Genomic DNA, 17,065 nt, shown 5'->3' on the forward strand with positions numbered 1-17,065 from the left:
CAAGTCCGGAAGTCAAATAAATTGATAAAGAATAGTTTTGGATATAGGCATTACAATCACGCAGTGGGTATTTGTACTGTTAACCTTGTATGGTTCCCGAAAAGCAAAAAAGTACTTGTGGATAAAATTCGAGATATAATTTACGAAATATTCGCTGAGATAGCTCTAGATAAAAATTGGAATATCAAAGTTCTTGAAGTAGCACCAGACCAGATCCATTTATTCGTCGAAATCAATCCCACAGATGCGATATATCAAGTCGTAAGGGCTTTCAAAGGGAGAAGCGCCAACTACCTAAGAAAAGAGTTTCCTGATCTAAAGAAACTTCCATCTCTTTGGACTAACAGTTATTTCTTCTCAACGGCAGGTAAGGTTAGCATTGAAACTATCCAAAGATACATTAATGATCCTCATCATGGATAGTTTCTCTTAGGTGGCTTTAGCCACTGTGAGCATTCCTCCCCGGTCTAAAGACACGGGGTTTCCTGCTATCTAGATTTTTATGAGAAGGTTCTAGAGATTCCTTTATACACAACTGAACATAATAGCCATCTGCACGGCGAACCAATCTAACCCGCGCGGGTTAGCTTTTCCGTAGCGTCGGCTTTGCCGAATCGTAACGCCACAACTCCCAAGTCCCTTTCAGTTTCAGTTTCCCGATACCTTTCTTGTCTAAGAAGTTTATCGACTTAGCATCCCCTGATAATTTCCACCCTGATGTCTTGTATTCAACTGTTCGCGCAGCGTCGGCTACGCCGAATCGGGAGAAATTTTTGAACTTGGGATATCCCTTTTTACCGGGGGCTTTCTTTTTGCATTTATCGTAAAATCTAGCGATTGAGCTATAAGCTCTTTCGACCGAAGCTTGACATGCGTGAGAGTTCAAGTCTTTTACAAAGGGATACTCAGCTCTAAGCCAAGTATTATGACGATACAGCTCTTTTTGTCCTACAATTAAACTAAGCCGGTGAGTCGCCCCACCGACTCGTCTTCAGAACCGTACGTGATACTTTCGCATCATACGGCTCCTCATTATAGGAACCATTGTCATTGGTACCTCTAGAACGGGTTTTCATCTAGCTCGGAGGCGTCGATTTTTGTCCCGTGTTTGGCGTCGTGACAGTGAAGGTGTAGTAATTCTAGATTTTTATCTAGGTTATTTCCACCTAGTGCGCGTGGTATAATATGATGTTTTTCCAATGAATCTCCATCCCTGAAAGTAAGACCACAATGAGCACATTTCCGGAAACGAAACCTTAGATAGGGTCGCCTTACTACAAAAGACTTCAACCTTTTACGCATAACCTACCAACTATAAAGGCTCCACTATCTTACGGTAACTTCAAACCCTTCTTGCCGTTCTAAAAGCCTTCCCTTCTGAGTGGTCATCTCAGGATGTTTTCTCATTCTGGTATTCCAGTATATTAGGTTTCCGTCGTAGGGACTTCTGGATTCTTTGACTTTGGTGTGCCTGATTATGGGTGTTTTACCATGTTTGGGTAGGTAGTTATCCAAAGTCATGAATACCCAATTGTCCTCTTCTAGAGTTCCCCAATATTTATGGTTTACCCAGGTCTTGGATTTCTTTGGATGTCTCCTGTATCCCCATCTTTGTAATTTGTTCCAGAGTTTATGGTCTAACCCTTTGAATGTTTCTTTACTACATACTGAGCTGTAGTAATTACACCATCCTCTTATAATGGGTTTAAGGTTGTATATTAATATATCCTGGGGGGCAGCTCTATGACGGTTGATAGTGTTTGAGAGTTGCCCATAATGTTCTAGAACTTTTTCTTTTGATGGTTTGATGATGGTTTTAAAACCTTGTTTTGAGTGGTTTTTTCCTACATGATATTGACGTATATTGAATCCTAAGAAGTCAAATCCGTCAAAACTATGGATTATTTGTGTTTTACTTGGTTTTAATTCCAATCCCATGTCTTTTAACCATTCGTTTATGACCCTTTGACATTCTTCTATCACTTTCTGGTCTTGGTGTAGTATTACGAAATCATCAGCATATCTGATTAGGTTTAATCCTTTTTTGTAATAGGTCTTTTTGCCTTTAACAGAATCGGCAAAATCCCATACAACCTTTTCCATGCCGTGGAGGGCTATGTTCGCCAGAAGTGGAGATATTACTCCACCTTGGGGAGTGCCCTCTTTTGTAGGTGAGAATGTTCCATTATCCATCACACCAGCTTTAAGCCAGGACTTTATTAGACGTCTCATGGATGGATAAGTATTTAGTTTTGATATTAGGGTTTTATGGTTGATTTTATCGAAGCATTTAGCAATATCTGCATCTAGCACCCATTTTGGTTTGCTTCTGATGGAGTTGAATATTGCTTCGATAGTATCATGACATGAGCGTCCTGGTCTAAACCCGTATGAGTTAGGTTCAAATTTTGCTTCCCATTCAGGTTCTAAAGCCTGTTTGGCGAGTGCCTGTAATGCGCGGTCATACATGGTCGGTATTCCCAGTGGGCGTTTTTCTTTCCGTCCAGGTTTAGGTATCCATACCCTTCTGGTTGGCTTCGCCTTTTTGGAGGTTTTGAGGTTGGCTACTAAGACGAGGCGTTGCTTGTTGGTTAAAGCTTTGACCCCATCTATTCCGGCAGTCTTTTTACCTCTATTTTCCTGAGTGACTTTTCTGACCGCTATCATTTTGGCAGTCCAGGACTTCATCAGAGTCTTTTGCAACTTTCTTACCACGCGAACATCACCACGAACAGAGGCTCGATATATTCGTTGTCTTGATGCAGTCGCTCATGGGGGAAACCCCCAAGACCGCGCTGCATCGCTTTTGCAACTTAAATAGGGTTTTTTCTAGCTTGCGCCAGTTGACCTTATTCCATTCCGACTTTTGGGAAAATCCCAGAGTATTAGACATATCAATTGCTATTTACAACTATATCTTTTCCTATAACGTGAGTCCGTCTGCGTATCCTAAATGTTACCTTAGGCATTTGCTTCTGACTCAATCTTGCCCCCATAGGACATGCGGCTAACTACCTACTCAATAATCGACCTTACTGAGAGTACATATGGGAGTTACTTCGTTCCTGATAACCATTCTTTGAACTTTTAGGGTGATACTATTCACCGGGAATTATTTCGGAAATCTTTATAAGAAAAAGGAATCTTATCAACTTAATTCCATTGACTTTTGTCTGTAGCGTTTCAACCTTATTTCGCTACATTGGACTAACGATGATTCTGATGTATCTTCCTTTCGTACCCATGAGTTCTTTACCTATCAAATACATCGGTCAGGTTAAAGGATGTTTTGACGTTTGACCCTGGCATTAATCCATGAGTTTGTTATGTTCATGAATCAGGGTAAGGTTGTCACTCGGATTTCACGAGGGATGGAATTTCACCATCATGGTTATCAAGTTATCATGGCTCTTTATTGAGCCAAGCAGTTAATCCCCCAAATCTTTGTTTAGATAAGGTTTCTAACTAACGAATCGCACCCTTTATTGTCCATCCAGTAGCGGAGGCACTTATTGCGGACAAATTGACCGGTGCGGATCGCCTCATCAATCGCGGCATATTGAGCTTTCTTTCCCTTGACCTTGAACTCTAAGACCTTCATTGTTGACGTGGGACAACTCTGGGTAAAGTAGAACACAAAAAGAGAAAGCCGTCCGTTGTTCGCGTTCGCCTTTGGCGTGGCCATAGGCCAAGCGTGGCCATAGGCCAAGTTACCGTAAGATAGGGTCGCCTTTATGGTTAAAGACGAAACCTTAGAATGAAGGAGCCTTTATGGGTAACTGGCTATGCATAGAAGGGTTAAGTCTCTTGTAATAAGTAGGTCGGGCTTGAAAAGCTCAGGTATGTTAAGTTAAATAAAGCAATAATACTTTCAATGCTAAGAAGCATTCACTATGGGCGCACGCTTAAGAATCTTTCCTCTGTGCCGAACTTGAGCGCACTTTATTTGAACTTCGCACTGCCACTACGGTTCCCCAGCGAGTCAAAGACCGAGCGCAAGTAATTCGTTTAAACCATCAGGGCCTGTATGTAGAGAAAATTGCTGCCTATTTCGGCTGGAATGTTCGAACTGTCCGTGAGGTCATTCATCGATGGCAACACAAAGGCTTGGGGGGACTATGGGATGCTCCTAGACCCGGAGCCCAGAAGCGTTGGCAGCCTGAGGATATTGAATATCTAGAATCCTGCTTACGCCAGGAGGAACGCACCTACAATAGCAAACAGTTAGCCCAAAAGCTGGCTAATGACCGTCATGTTAAGTTGAGCCCGGATCACCTCAGACGAGTGCTTAAAAAAAGGGGGTGATTTGGAAGCGTACTCGCCAAAGTCACAGAGGGAAGCAAGACCCTATAGAAAAGGCAACCAAGCAAGCCGACCTAGAGATGTTGCAATGGTCAGCGGCAGTAGGAGAAATCGACTTATTCTATCTCGATGAGTCGGGATTTTGTATGTGGATGCCCGTAGAACACAGCTATTTCTTTAGAGGTGAGCAAAAGCGCCTTGAACAGACAGCCCGCAAAGGAAGACGCATTAGCATTTTGGGATTGCTACAACCTAAGCGTGAGCTTTGTCTATGGACTGGTGGTGGGCAGTTTCAACGGGGAGCGCTACATCACGATGATGGATGAACAAGCTCGTCAGGCCAAGCAACAACTCGATCAAACCGGTCGGCTCCGGGTGATTGTCCAGGACAATGGTCCGGTTCATACCAGCAAACAGGTGAGAGAGAAATGGGCTCAGTGGGAAGCTCAAGGGCTATATCTGTTCTTTTTACCGAAATATTGCTCAGAGATGAATCCGATTGAATCCGAATGGCATCAGTTAAAAACCCATGAATTGGTGGGTCAAATGTTTGAAGATGAACTGGCCCTAGCTTATGCAGTCATTGATGGCGTCAATGCTAGAGCTGAGGTTGGTGGATATCAGGCAGAACGATTCAGATTTCCCTCGAAGTTAGCTCCTTCATAATGTGTTACATACATGAGCTTTTCTACCCTTAGCTACTTAAGGCTCCTTCATTCTTACGGTAACTTCCGAGGCAGGCTATGGGGAAAAGGGTTAAAACTTATTGAATAAGGCGACCCTATCTAAGGTTTCTATCCAGGGAAGGACGGGGCTTGAGACCCAAAATTTTTGGTCAGAGGCGATCCGCTACTGCCCGGGGACGGGCGTGTACCCATGAGGAATGACTAGCGTACCCATTATTATCAATACCTAGGGCAAAAACTGTTCTTCATACTTACGCCATGGAGCTAAATACCCCTATCCTAATTACACAAAGCAATTGAAAGTTTTATAAATATTTATTAATCAAGACTTGACATACGGCATTTTTGTTGAACTTGTCACCAATGGCCTAATAGTTACGCCTCCCAGACAAGTAAAGTGGACTGTTAAGAGTTGGAAACTTTGGGTCTCGGAATAGGGAACAGCAACGGTTTGAGCAACTTTAATTTTCTTAACACAGTTCAAAAAAAAAAAAAATTAATAGCGTTTCTCTTGGTAATCAGATATAGAGCATTTTTTCCCTACTCTCTACTTCCTACTCCCTAAAACCTAGGATGAAAGTACCTTAATCAATGGATTACTGCTAGTGAGTACTCCTAGATGTCAGAGTACTTAGGTTTTATATAGCTGCTATGGTTGGACGAGAGTCAAGCAGAATTTATTTACGATTAGGGTTGACAGGTTATTTTTTTCGTGCTAAATTTCTCATGGTGCCTAATTTAGGGGACTCTCAATGCTCATAAACCTAAGTACACTTAAGTATAGTGAAAACAGTAAAAAACTGTTGAAAGGGAGCAAATAAGCCTTGAAAAACGCTATTTATAAAGGAGCTTGAAACTTTGGAAATATCAGATGTTCAGACCTTGACGAGAAGTTTGACAATCTGGTAGAGTTGTTGCGGTATAGAGCCCATTATCAGCCAGATCAAATCGCTTATACCTTCAATGAAAAAGGGGAAGAAGAAACTGATCGTATCACCGATGAGGTATTAGACCAACGCTCAAGGGCGTACGCCTGTCAGTTGCCGTCTCTGGGGGCAACGGGGGAACGAGCGCGAGCTAGTAGTACCACCAGGTATAGACTTCATTGCTGCTTTGTTTGGGTGCTTGTACGCTGGCGTAATTGCAGTGCCCACATATCCACCACCCCGACGCAGTCAAAATCTGTCTCGGTGGTTAGCGTAAGCATACCTATGCAGAGGCTAGGTTTGCCCTAACTACCACATCTGTTATGACCGAGTTAACCAGCTCGCCGAGCCCAGCATCCAGCTCTGGGGAAGTTGCATTTGCGAGTCTACAATAAATGCGTACGCGACTTTGGGTTGAACTGGTCTCAACCAAGCCATTACAGCAGTAGCCATGCCTAACTCCTGTAAACTTCCGGCTCTACCGGGACACCCAAGGGAGTAATGGTGAGTCAGGGTAATCTGCTACACAATCAGCGGATGATTAAGCAAGCGTTCGGACATAGCCAGCAAACAATTGTAGTAGGTTGGTTGCTGACTTTCCACGACATGGGACTGATGGGAAATGTATATTTATATGAAAATTGAATAAATTACTTAGCCAACAGCGTTGGTCAATGAAAAAATGAAATATGTAGGGAGCAATCTCTCCGTAGTTATCCTTACTGGGTTAGATAAGCGTACCCATGGATTACCAAGGCCTACTTAGCAAACCGTAAAAATTAAGGAGACAGTTTGATGTAAACTAAATATAGATGTGACAATAGATTCTTTTCAGCTAGGCAAAATGGGAAACAAGTAATGATTTTTCTAGTCTACCTTCTGAAAATTAAATGAATGTAGCAAATAATATCATTACATATTTAGGACTACTCAAAAATCAAAAGTAAAAAACTAGCTCAAATGACTACATTAAAGGTCTCCATAAAAAAAACTTTATGCTGTACAATAATGTTATCCCAGCCAAACACACAATCTAATCAAATAGAGCCAGATCAGGGGAGAGTAAATGTATTATTAATTATTCATAGGTAGTAAACCTCAATTTAATTGTAAATTTCATGGTATTTTAAGTAAATTTCCATAAAAATCCTAGCCAAGCTCACTAACATCCTATTCAGAGTAAAACCAATAAATATCAAAAAATGCTAGAGTTAATTAATCGTTACGAACACGGCTTTGTTTATATTCCTGTAATCTTAGCCTGTAGAGAAAAAGGATTATTTGAATTAATAAAAAAAAAGAGAATAACCCACCGGCAAATAGCTAATACTCTAGGGGCAAATACAGGTAATTTGCAAGTGGCCTTAACAATGATGGAATCCCTAGGTTGGCTATCCAAAAATGAAGCTGATGAATACTCCCTCAAAGACAATTGTCAAGCTTACTTGTCCATTCCTGAAGAAATATTATATTTATACAACTTACCCATAGAATCCTATTTACTAGGAAAGGAAAAGCCTGGTATTATTAAAAATTGGATAGAGCTTTCTCAACAACAGTGGAATATTAATGATAGAACAATTGCCGATTTATTAGATGGGGTCTTAATAATACCAATTATGCTAGGGCTTCACAAGCATAATTTATTAGCAGTAGATGAAGACAAGCCTTTATTCTATAATGTGACTCCTCATATACGAGAAGAATTATCAAGATTGTTTATTGCTAAAGGATGGGCTGATAAAAGTTTGATAAAAGTCCAAAAACACAGCCAAAAATCGAATAAAAATAAGAATTATCTATGCTTGACTGATATTGGTAAATGCTTAGGGCAAAGGACAATAATTAAAAGTATTAGTTTAAATTGTTTTGAAAATAATTATTACAATTTGCGCCATCCTAAAATTGAGGATTTACGTGATTTAATAGCACTAGAGACATTGTGTTGGTCAGAAAATCTCCAAGTTGACAATGAAGAAATTTATAGACGAATTTTTAAAATTCCACAAGGGCAGTTTATTTTAGAGCTTGAGGATAAGATTGTTGGAGCTATCTATTCCCAAAGAATTGATAACCCTCAACTTTTGGATAATAAAACTTGTACACAAGTCCCTTTATTACATACTGAATCAGGAGTAGTGGTACAATTATTGGCAGTAAATATCTTGCCAGAGTTGCAAAATCAGGGATTGGGAGATCGACTGCTGGAATTTATGCTTCAGTATTGTGCCCAGATAAGTGGTGTCGAAAAAGTTGTGGCAGTAACTCTTTGTCGCAATTATCCAGACTATTCCCCTATGCCCATGGCAGAATATATCCACCAGAAAAATGAGTCAGGGTTACTAGTGGATCCGCTGTTGCGATTTCACCAGATTCATGGGGCTAAAATTGAGAAACTGCTTCCTGGTTACCGCCCTAAAGATTGGGAAAACCAGACTTGTGGAGTTCTCGTATCTTACGATATTCAACATCGTCAACGTTTTGATGGTGCGACAGTTGAAAAAAATCGGCAGACTAAGGTAAAACTGACAGAAGATATAGATGAAGTTGTGGCTAGCTGTGTGCGTAAAGTTATGCACCAGAAAAAGTCTTTTGATGCCCAGCGAGCACTGATGGAGATGGGCATCGAATCTTTGGAGTTGCTGGAACTGAGATACTTGTTGCAGAAGAAGCTGGGAGTGGAAATAGATCCTAATTTATTTTTTAAGTATGGAACTGCTGCCGCGATCGCTAGTTATTTTAAAGGGGAGACAACAGAGAGAAGCGGGGAAGTTTCTGAGGTACTACCAAAGCCAGAGGCAATAAAAACTGATTCCGGTTTTTCAACGGCTCAATTAGAAAATGGAGTAGCAATTATTGGTATGGCTTGTCGGTTTCCTGGAGATGCCGATAGCCCTCAACAATATTGGTCATTGCTCCATGATGGTATTGATGGGATTACGGAAGTACCTCCAACTCGTTGGGATATTGAGCAATATTACCATCCTGAGAAAAATCAGCCAGGAAAAATAGCTAATCGTTATGGGGGATTCCTAACTGAAGTTGACAAATTTGAGCCGGATTTTTTCCGCATTTCGGCTCGTGAAGCTCTCTACATGGATCCACAACAGCGTCTGCTGCTGGAAGAACATTGGAAGGCACTAGAAGATGCTGGCATTAATCCGGAATCTCTGTCGGGCACAGAAACGGGTATATTTGTGGGTATCGCTTTTCACGATTACGAACGCTTACAGGACAAATATTATCAAGAGCAAGATTTAAATATCTATTTTGCTACAGGTAGTTCTACTGCTATCGGTGCAGGAAGATTATCCTACTTTTTCCAATTAAATGGACCATCAATTACTGTAGATACTGCTTGTTCTTCATCTCTGAGTGCGGTTCATTTAGCTTGTCAAAGTATACGCAATGGTGAATGTCAATTGGCTTTGGCATCAGGGGTGAATTTGTTGTTGTCTCCAGAGTTGAGTATCAGTTTCTCTCAAGCTGGGATGTTATCACCAGATGGACGCTGTAAGACTTTTGATGCTGCTGCCAATGGGTATGTGCGGAGTGAAGGTTGTGGGGTTGTCGTTCTCAAGTCCTTGAAACAAGCGATCGCAGACAATGATCGAATTTTAGCAGTAGTTAGGGGTACAGCAATTAACCAAGATGGTGCGAGCAATGGCTTGACAGCACCTAACCAATCGGCTCAAGAAGCGGTACTCAAAAGAGCGTTGTCGGTAGCAGGAGTTTCGGCTAACCAGATATCTTATGTGGAAGCTCATGGTACCGGTACTTCTTTGGGAGATCCGGTGGAGATTAAGGCAATAGAAGCAGTGTATGGCAAGGATCGTAGTGCAGATCGACCCTTGATGATTGGTTCAGTCAAAACCAATATTGGTCATACGGAAGCAGCTGCCGGTATTGCAGGATTAATTAAGGTAGTATTATCGCTGCAAAATCAGTATATTCCACCTCACTTGCATTGGAAACAGTTGAATCCCTATATAAGTTTGGCGGGGATTCCTGGGGTGATTCCCACTGAGGGTAAGGTATGGGAACAATATGAGGGAGATGAAACTCGTGTAGCAGCCTTAAGTTCTTTTGGTTTTAGTGGTACTAATTCCCACGCCATTGTTGAGGAAGCACCAGAAGGCAGGAGCCAGGAGCCAGGAGCCAGGAGCCAGGAGCCAGGAGCCAGGAGCCAGGAGCCACCTTACTTATTAACTGTGTCTGCTAAGAAAGAGCAAGCACTTAAAGAGTTAGTCAGTAGTTATCAGCATCATCTCGAAACCAATCCGGAATTAGAGCTAGCAGATGTATGTTACACCGCTAATACTGGAAGAGCTGACTTTAATCATCGCCTAGCAATAATTGCCACTAACCCACAACAATTAACCAACAAACTGCGGCAATACCAAGCAGGGGAAGAAGAGAGTGGGGTATTTTCAGGACAACTATCCCATAGTAGTAGTCCAGCTAAAGTAGCATTTCTGTTTACTGGTCAAGGTTCCCAGTATGTGCAGATGGGAAGGCAACTGTATCAAACTCAGCCTGTTTTCCGTCAAGTTTTAGATCAATGTGATGAACTCCTACGTCCTTATCTGGAGCGTCCGTTATTAGAAGTCCTTTATCCTCAAGATACACCAAACTCAAACTCCTATTTACTAGACCAAACTGCCTATACCCAACCGACATTGTTTGCCCTAGAGTATGCCTTGTGCAAGTTGTGGGAATCTTGGGGTATTAAGCCTCAGGTGGTGATGGGTCACAGTGTGGGAGAATATGTGGCAGCAACTATAGCTGGAGTCTTGAGTTTAGAAGATGGCTTGAAGTTAATCGCCCTGCGGGGGAGGTTAATGCAGCAATTACCTGCTGGTGGAGAGATGGTTTCTGTTATGGCATCAAAGTCTCAGGTAAAAGATGCGATCGCTAATCATACCAAGCAAGTGACAATTGCTGCAATCAACGGGCCCGAAAGTGTGGTGATTTCTGGGGAAGCAGGAGCGATTCAAGCTATTGTTACAAAACTAGAGTCAAAATTGATTAAGACGAAGCAGCTGCAGGTATCCCATGCTTTTCATTCCCCTTTAATGACACCAATGTTGGCAGAGTTTGCCGCAGTAGCCCAGCAAATCACTTACCATCAACCAAGGATACCTGTAATCTCCAACGTCACAGGAACCATAGCAGACAAGAGCATTGCCACAGCTGACTATTGGGTAGAGCATGTAGTCAAACCAGTCAGATTTGTCGCAGGCATCAAGACTTTAGCCGAACAAGATATTCGTATCTTTTTAGAAATTGGTCCTAAACCAGTTCTACTCGTTATGGGAAGGGAATGTCTCATCGGAAGCAAAAAAATCTGGTTGCCAAGTTTACGCCCTGGTAAGCCAGACTGGTTACAAATGCTGCAAAGTTTGGGGCAGTTATATGTACAGGGAGTTAAGGTTGACTGGTTAGGATTTTACCCAGATGATGCTCCCCAAAAGGTAGTTTTACCAACCTATCCCTGGCAACGGAAAAGATATTGGATCAGTGATCTGCAACAGTACAAAAATAAAGGTAAAAACGGAAAAGTAGCACCTCAGGTAGCATCTGACAACAATCAAAGCAAAAACAGCGTAGTCACAAATAACAGTAGTGGGAGCAAGATGCTCCCTGGAATTAAAGAAAGCGAACAACCGCGAATTAAAGAAAGAGAGCAACCGCGAATTAAAGAAAGCGAGCAAGATGCTCGCACTACAATAAATATACAAAAATCGGATGCTCCCGATATAGAGCAACCACAACGGAGATTATCCAACCCAGCGTCACTATCTTTATCCAAAACTACAGTAGCTAAACAACAACCAGCAAAAAGAGAATTGGCTCAATTGAGAGTGCCACTGACTCAGGTAGAACCTGCTCAAATAACTCAGCAATATCTTGAATCAGAAAAGATTACCCAAACCCTGGGTAAAGCACTACATCAAGATATTTTGATTAACCAAAAAACAACTAAGGAACCAAAAACTATGAACCGGGAACAAGTTGAACAACTTAAACAAGAGTATGAAGAGAAGGGATACTGTCAAATCAAAAAAATATTTGACTTTTCTGCGATAAAAACTATCCAAAAAACCTTGGATCAGGCTAAACAGGAAAGCCAGATATCTAAGGAAAAAGTAACTTTGAAATTGGGAGGGATTGATGATATCGATACCAATGATCATGCCTATGACTTGGTGAAATACGATTTTGTTTCTTCCTTTATCCAAGAGAAGCTGGCTCTGCTGAATTACATCACCGGCAAAAACTTGATGATCATGCACAATGCCCTGTTTTCGGTGGAACCAAACCATAAAGGCTTGCCTTGGCATGTAGGAGTCGGTTCGTTTTCCTTTACCAAAACCGAAGACTTTGGTGCTTCCATCTGGATCCCCTTGGATAAAATAACTAAAGAACATCGAGGTGGGATGCAATATGTATCTACCAAGATTTTTCCAGGACAGTTCTATTACAGTGTTTTTGACTTACATTTAAAAAATAATATTAAGTGGGATGAATCCCAAGGAGACTTGAATGAATATGTGGCTAACGCCAACACTATTTATAATAAAATTACCGAAGATGTAATCGATTATACTATTAAAGATGGTTATGAAGAAGACGAGTATAACTTAGGAGATGCCTTTTTCTTCAATAAATACGTCTTACATCAATCAGTTCCCTTAAAACCTGGCTTACATAAGTTACGTCGTGCTTTTGTGATTCGACTGGTAGATTATGACACGCGGGTGGATGAGGAACGGTTGGGTTTATTCTCAAAATACTCTCAACTGCATTCAAGGTACTACAAAACCCTACCTCGTTATAACAAAGATAGTGTACTAGTGATGGTCTCCCGTGCCGTCCAGAAAGGTTTAAAATCTCCCTACTTACGAGACATTCCTCATGTGCAACAAACCTTAGCAGCAAGGATGGCAGCTGGAGCTATCAGTTTTGAGGAAACACCAAGCATCTCTTCGGCTCCTCAAACTCAGCAACCTTTGAAAACCTTACAACCGCTGCGGACACCCCAGGTAAACCAGGTAAACTTATCAGAAATCAAGCAGGTTCTCAAACAGCAGTTAGCCGAAGCACTCTATACAGAAGAGAGTGAAATTGCCGAAGACCAAAAATTTGTTGATTTAGGCTTAGACTCCATCGTTGGGGTAGAATGGACAACTACGATTAATCAGACCTATAACTTAAACCTCAAAGCCACCAAGTTGTATGATTATCCTACTTTATTAGAGTTGTCTGGATATATCGCCCAAATCTTATCAAGTCAGGGTACAAAACCGATAAGCTCCAGTTCTCAAACTCAGCAATCTTTAAAAACTCTACAACCACTGCCGACACCCCAGGTAAACCAGGTAAACCTATCAGAAATCAAGCAGGTTCTCAAACAGCAGTTAGCCGAAGCACTCTATACAGAAGAGAGTGAAATTGCCGAAGACCAGAAATTTGTTGATTTAGGCTTAGACTCCATCGTTGGAGTGGAATGGACAACCACGATTAATCAAACCTACAACTTAAACCTCAAAGCCACCAAGTTGTATGATTATCCTACTTTATTAGAGCTAGCAGCATATATTGCCCAAACCTTGGCAAGTCAGGGTACAAAACCCCAGGTTAGTCAGCAGCCTTTGAAAACCCTACAACCATTGCCTCAACCCCAGGTAAACCTATCAGAAATCAAGCAGGTTCTCAAACAGCAGTTAGCCGAAGCACTCTATACAGAAGAGAGTGAAATTGCCGAAGACCAGAAATTTGTTGATTTAGGATTAGACTCCATCGTTGGGGTGGAATGGACAACCACGATTAATCAAACCTACAACTTAAACCTCAAAGCCACCAAGTTGTATGATTATCCTACTTTATTAGAGCTGGCACCATATATTGCCCAGGAAATTGCTGCTACTGGTGGTAGCAAATTATTCCAAGGTAATGGCAATGGAGGTCATCCCCAAGAATCTTTGCCAAATAACGGTTCACCTGTAAATTCATCAGAGGAGATGGATCCAAAATTGCGCTTACGTGCGATTCTTAATAAAGTAGCTAAGAAGGAGTTGACTATCCAGGAAGCAAACAAACTGGTTCAACAGATTAAAAAACAGGTTACAGTTTAGGAGTAAATTGGAGTTAATATGAGCAAAGAACAAGTACTAAAAATAATAAAAAAATACACTCGTGAAATAGCACCAGAATTAGAAGATTCTCCCCTAGAACCTACTGATAGCTTAAAAAAATTAGGTATCGATTCAGTTAATCGGGCAGAAATTATCATGATGGTGATGGAAGACCTATCCTTGAATATTCCCCGTATTGAACTGGCTGGAGCTAAAAATATTGGAGAACTTGCTGATTTATTTGCAGCAAAATTGTAATATTTGTTGTTGGTTGTTTGTTGTTTAGGGAGCGGGAATTGGTATTAGTGTATGAATGACATCAAGATAACTGGTATGGGCATTGTCACTCCCATTGCCCAAGAAGTTGAATCTTTCCGGGAAGCCCTATTCTCCGGTAAAACTCAATTTGGTTATCTGCAAAGACCAGGAAGGGAAAGCCCTAGTAAAAAATTTATTGGTGCAGAACTACCAGAGCTTGATGTCAGAACCCTATTTCCTCAACATAGGGGATTGTTACGCAGTGCAACCTGGAGTGGACAAGTTGCTATGTTCGCTGTTGCCCAGGCTTGGGAAGATGCTAAACTAACCTCTGCCCCAGTCAAGCCAGAACGTATTGGTCTAGTAATCGGTGGCTCCAATCTGCAACAACGCCATCAGCAACAAACTTGGCAACGTTATCAATCACGTCCAGAATTTATCCGACCAACTTATGGACTGACAGTTTGGGATACAGATATCTTGGGTTTACTTTCCCAGTGCTTTCCAATTCAAGGAGAAGGTTATACCGTAGGTGGAGCATCTGCTAGTGGTGCAGTCGCTATCATTCATGGAGCTCGCCAAATTTTAACGGGGGTGACTGATATTAGTATTGTCGTTGGTAGTCTCTTTGATATCTGTGCCTATGAATGTCAGGGACTAATGAATTTGGGAGCTATGGGTAGCGAACGTTTTGCTGATAGTCCAGAGCTTGCCTGTAGACCATTTGACCATAACCATGACGGTTTTATTTATGGGGAAGGTTGTGGAGTTATAGTCTTAGAAAAAGCTGACAGCGCTCAACAAAGAGGAGTACTTTCTCAAGGAAAACTCCTGGGTTGGGGCTTAAATTTAGCTGGCAATCGTAGCCCTGAACCATCCCAAAAAGCAGAAGCACAAGCCATGAGTGCAGCTTTAGCTATGGCAGACTTAAAACCAGAGCAAATCGATTATGTCAATACTCATGGTACCAGTTCCCCTATTGGTGACAATACGGAAGTATCTGCTCTGAAATCCACAGGAGTTGACCATTGTCTCCTTAATTCAACTAAATCTTTGACTGGTCACTGTTTAACTGCGGCTGGAGCTATCGAAGCGATCGCTACTTTATTACAAATGAACTCTAGTTTTTGTCATCCAACCCACAATTTGGTTGACCCCATTGATGATAACCTAAATTGGGTCAAAGAAACTGCTGTTCAAGGGGAAATTAACTATGCCATCAGCAATAGCTTTGCTTTTGGCGGCATCAATACAGCTCTATTACTGGGCAAGGAGTAAAGCTATGCAACAAGTTGGCATTGAAGCCCTAAGTGTATATGGAGGTGCAGCCCAATTAGAGCTGCGCAAGTTGGCACAAGCGCGTCAGTTGGATATCTCCCGCTTTGACAATCTAATGATGAAAGAGAAAGCGGTTTCTCTGCCCTATGAAGATCCCGTTTCCTATGCGGTTAATGCCGCCAAGCCCATCATCGATCGCTTGAGTGATGCTGACAAGCAGCGCATAGAAATGGTGATTACCTGCAGCGAGTCAGGCATTGACTTTGGCAAATCGATGAGCACCTATATCCAAGAGTATTTGGGCTTAAGTCGTAACTGCCGCATGTTTGAACTCAAGCAAGCTTGCTACTCAGGAACCGCTGGCTTACAGATGGCAATCAACTTGATTTTGTCCCAAACCTTTCCGGGAGCCAAAGCCTTAGTTATCGCCACCGATATCTCTCGGTTTCTGGTTGCCGAGGGAGGAGAAGCAATCAATTACGATTGGTCTTTTGCTGAACCCAGTAGTGGTGCTGGAGCCGTGGCTCTTTTAGTCAGTGATACTCCCCACATTTTTCAAATTGATGTAGGCTGCAACGGTTACTATGGTTATGAAGTCATGGATACCTGTAGACCTAATCCCGATTCAGAAGCAGGAGATGCCGACTTATCCTTGCTTTCTTACCTAGACTGTTGCGAAAATGCCTACCGACATTATCAAAACCGAGTCGAAGGAGTAGACTACCGAGAAAGTTTTGATTATTTGAGTTTTCATACTCCTTTTGGTGGTATGGTTAAAGGCGCTCATAGAAATATGATGCGTAGGTTGAAAAGAGCTAAACCTGCAGAGATTGAAGCGGACTTCCAAAGAAGGGTAATGCCGGGATTAGTCTACTGCCAACAGGTAGGCAATATTATGGGAGCAACTTTGTTTTTATCCTTAGCCAGTACCATCGACAATGGAGACTTCAGTACCCCTCGCAGAATTGGGATGTTTTCCTATGGCTCTGGTTGTTGTTCCGAATTTTATAGTGGGGTTGTGACTCCAGAAGGGAAGCAAATTCAAGCTCAACAAGGTATATCAGCCCAGTTAGCAGACCGCTATTCTTTAAGTATGGAAGAATATGAGCAGTTACTCTATCATAGTAGTGCAGTTGCCTTTGGCACTAGAAATGTCACCTTGGACTATCAACTGTTCCCCGGAGTCTGGAAAAAAATAGCAGGCAAGGGTCGATTAGTCTTAAAAGCAATCAAGGAATTCCACCGAAAATACGAGTGGGTATAGCTCTGGTGCCGCTGCGCGGAATTCAAAATTCAAAATTCTTGCATTCAAAATGTCCATAGAGTAAGGATTATATTGATATCAAACTGACGGGTTATTTACGCCAAGCTGCATCAGTGTGTTATCTGGATGAGCAACAATGAATACTGTGTAACAGAGAACAGGGGATAGGAGCAAAAAAGCTGACAGCTGATAGCTGATAGCTAATAGCTGAAA

Annotated in this window: 6 protein-coding genes and 5 pseudogenes; 7 read left to right on the forward strand and 4 right to left on the reverse strand. The window is 41.8% G+C overall.

What is annotated here, in order from left to right; genetic code table 11:
* Positions 1 to 21: 21 nt before the first annotated feature.
* Positions 22 to 423, forward strand: coding sequence for an IS200/IS605 family transposase (tnpA, locus tag F6K64_RS21815; protein WP_008191833.1), 402 nt, complete (start codon positions 22 to 24; stop codon positions 421 to 423).
* A gap of 70 nt (positions 424 to 493) precedes the next feature.
* On the opposite strand, the pseudogene F6K64_RS21820 reads toward tnpA, so the two are convergent.
* The 4 genes and pseudogenes from F6K64_RS21820 to F6K64_RS21835 all read right to left on the reverse strand — a co-directional run.
* Positions 494 to 952 (reverse strand): annotated as a pseudogene (locus F6K64_RS21820) (RNA-guided endonuclease TnpB family protein); the annotation flags it as partial.
* 107 nt (positions 953 to 1,059) lie between these two features.
* A pseudogene (locus tag F6K64_RS21825) lies at positions 1,060 to 1,242 on the reverse strand (HNH endonuclease); the annotation flags it as partial.
* 105 nt (positions 1,243 to 1,347) lie between these two features.
* Positions 1,348 to 2,893, reverse strand: a pseudogene (gene ltrA / locus F6K64_RS21830) (group II intron reverse transcriptase/maturase); the annotation flags it as partial.
* Between the two features lie 555 nt (positions 2,894 to 3,448).
* The gene (locus tag F6K64_RS21835) at positions 3,449 to 3,601 is read right to left on the reverse strand and encodes a hypothetical protein (RefSeq protein ID WP_353814701.1); all 153 of its coding nucleotides are present in this window, start codon (positions 3,599 to 3,601) and stop codon (positions 3,449 to 3,451) included.
* Between the two features lie 292 nt (positions 3,602 to 3,893).
* On the opposite strand from F6K64_RS21835, the pseudogene F6K64_RS21840 reads away from it, so the two are divergent.
* From F6K64_RS21840 to F6K64_RS21865, 6 genes and pseudogenes are all read left to right on the forward strand, one after another.
* A pseudogene (locus F6K64_RS21840) lies at positions 3,894 to 4,968 on the forward strand (IS630 family transposase).
* A 1,426-nt stretch (positions 4,969 to 6,394) separates the two neighbouring features.
* A pseudogene (locus F6K64_RS21845) lies at positions 6,395 to 6,559 on the forward strand (AMP-binding protein); the annotation flags it as partial.
* Positions 6,560 to 7,116: 557 nt separating this feature from the next.
* Positions 7,117 to 14,052 (forward strand): type I polyketide synthase, encoded by a 6,936-nt coding sequence (locus tag F6K64_RS21850; protein ID WP_008191817.1) that lies wholly within the window; start codon positions 7,117 to 7,119, stop codon positions 14,050 to 14,052.
* 18 nt (positions 14,053 to 14,070) lie between these two features.
* Complete coding sequence (locus F6K64_RS21855; RefSeq protein WP_008191815.1) at positions 14,071 to 14,310, forward strand: acyl carrier protein; 240 nt, start codon at positions 14,071 to 14,073, stop codon at positions 14,308 to 14,310.
* A gap of 51 nt (positions 14,311 to 14,361) precedes the next feature.
* On the forward strand, positions 14,362 to 15,588 hold the full coding sequence (locus F6K64_RS21860; RefSeq protein ID WP_008191812.1) for a beta-ketoacyl synthase N-terminal-like domain-containing protein: 1,227 nt from the start codon (positions 14,362 to 14,364) through the stop codon (positions 15,586 to 15,588).
* 4 nt (positions 15,589 to 15,592) lie between these two features.
* Complete coding sequence (locus F6K64_RS21865; protein WP_008191809.1) at positions 15,593 to 16,852, forward strand: hydroxymethylglutaryl-CoA synthase family protein; 1,260 nt, start codon at positions 15,593 to 15,595, stop codon at positions 16,850 to 16,852.
* Positions 16,853 to 17,065 lie beyond the last annotated feature (213 nt).

This window comes from Moorena sp. SIO3A2 (assembly GCF_010672265.1).
GTDB lineage: Bacteria > Cyanobacteriota > Cyanobacteriia > Cyanobacteriales > Coleofasciculaceae > Moorena > Moorena producens.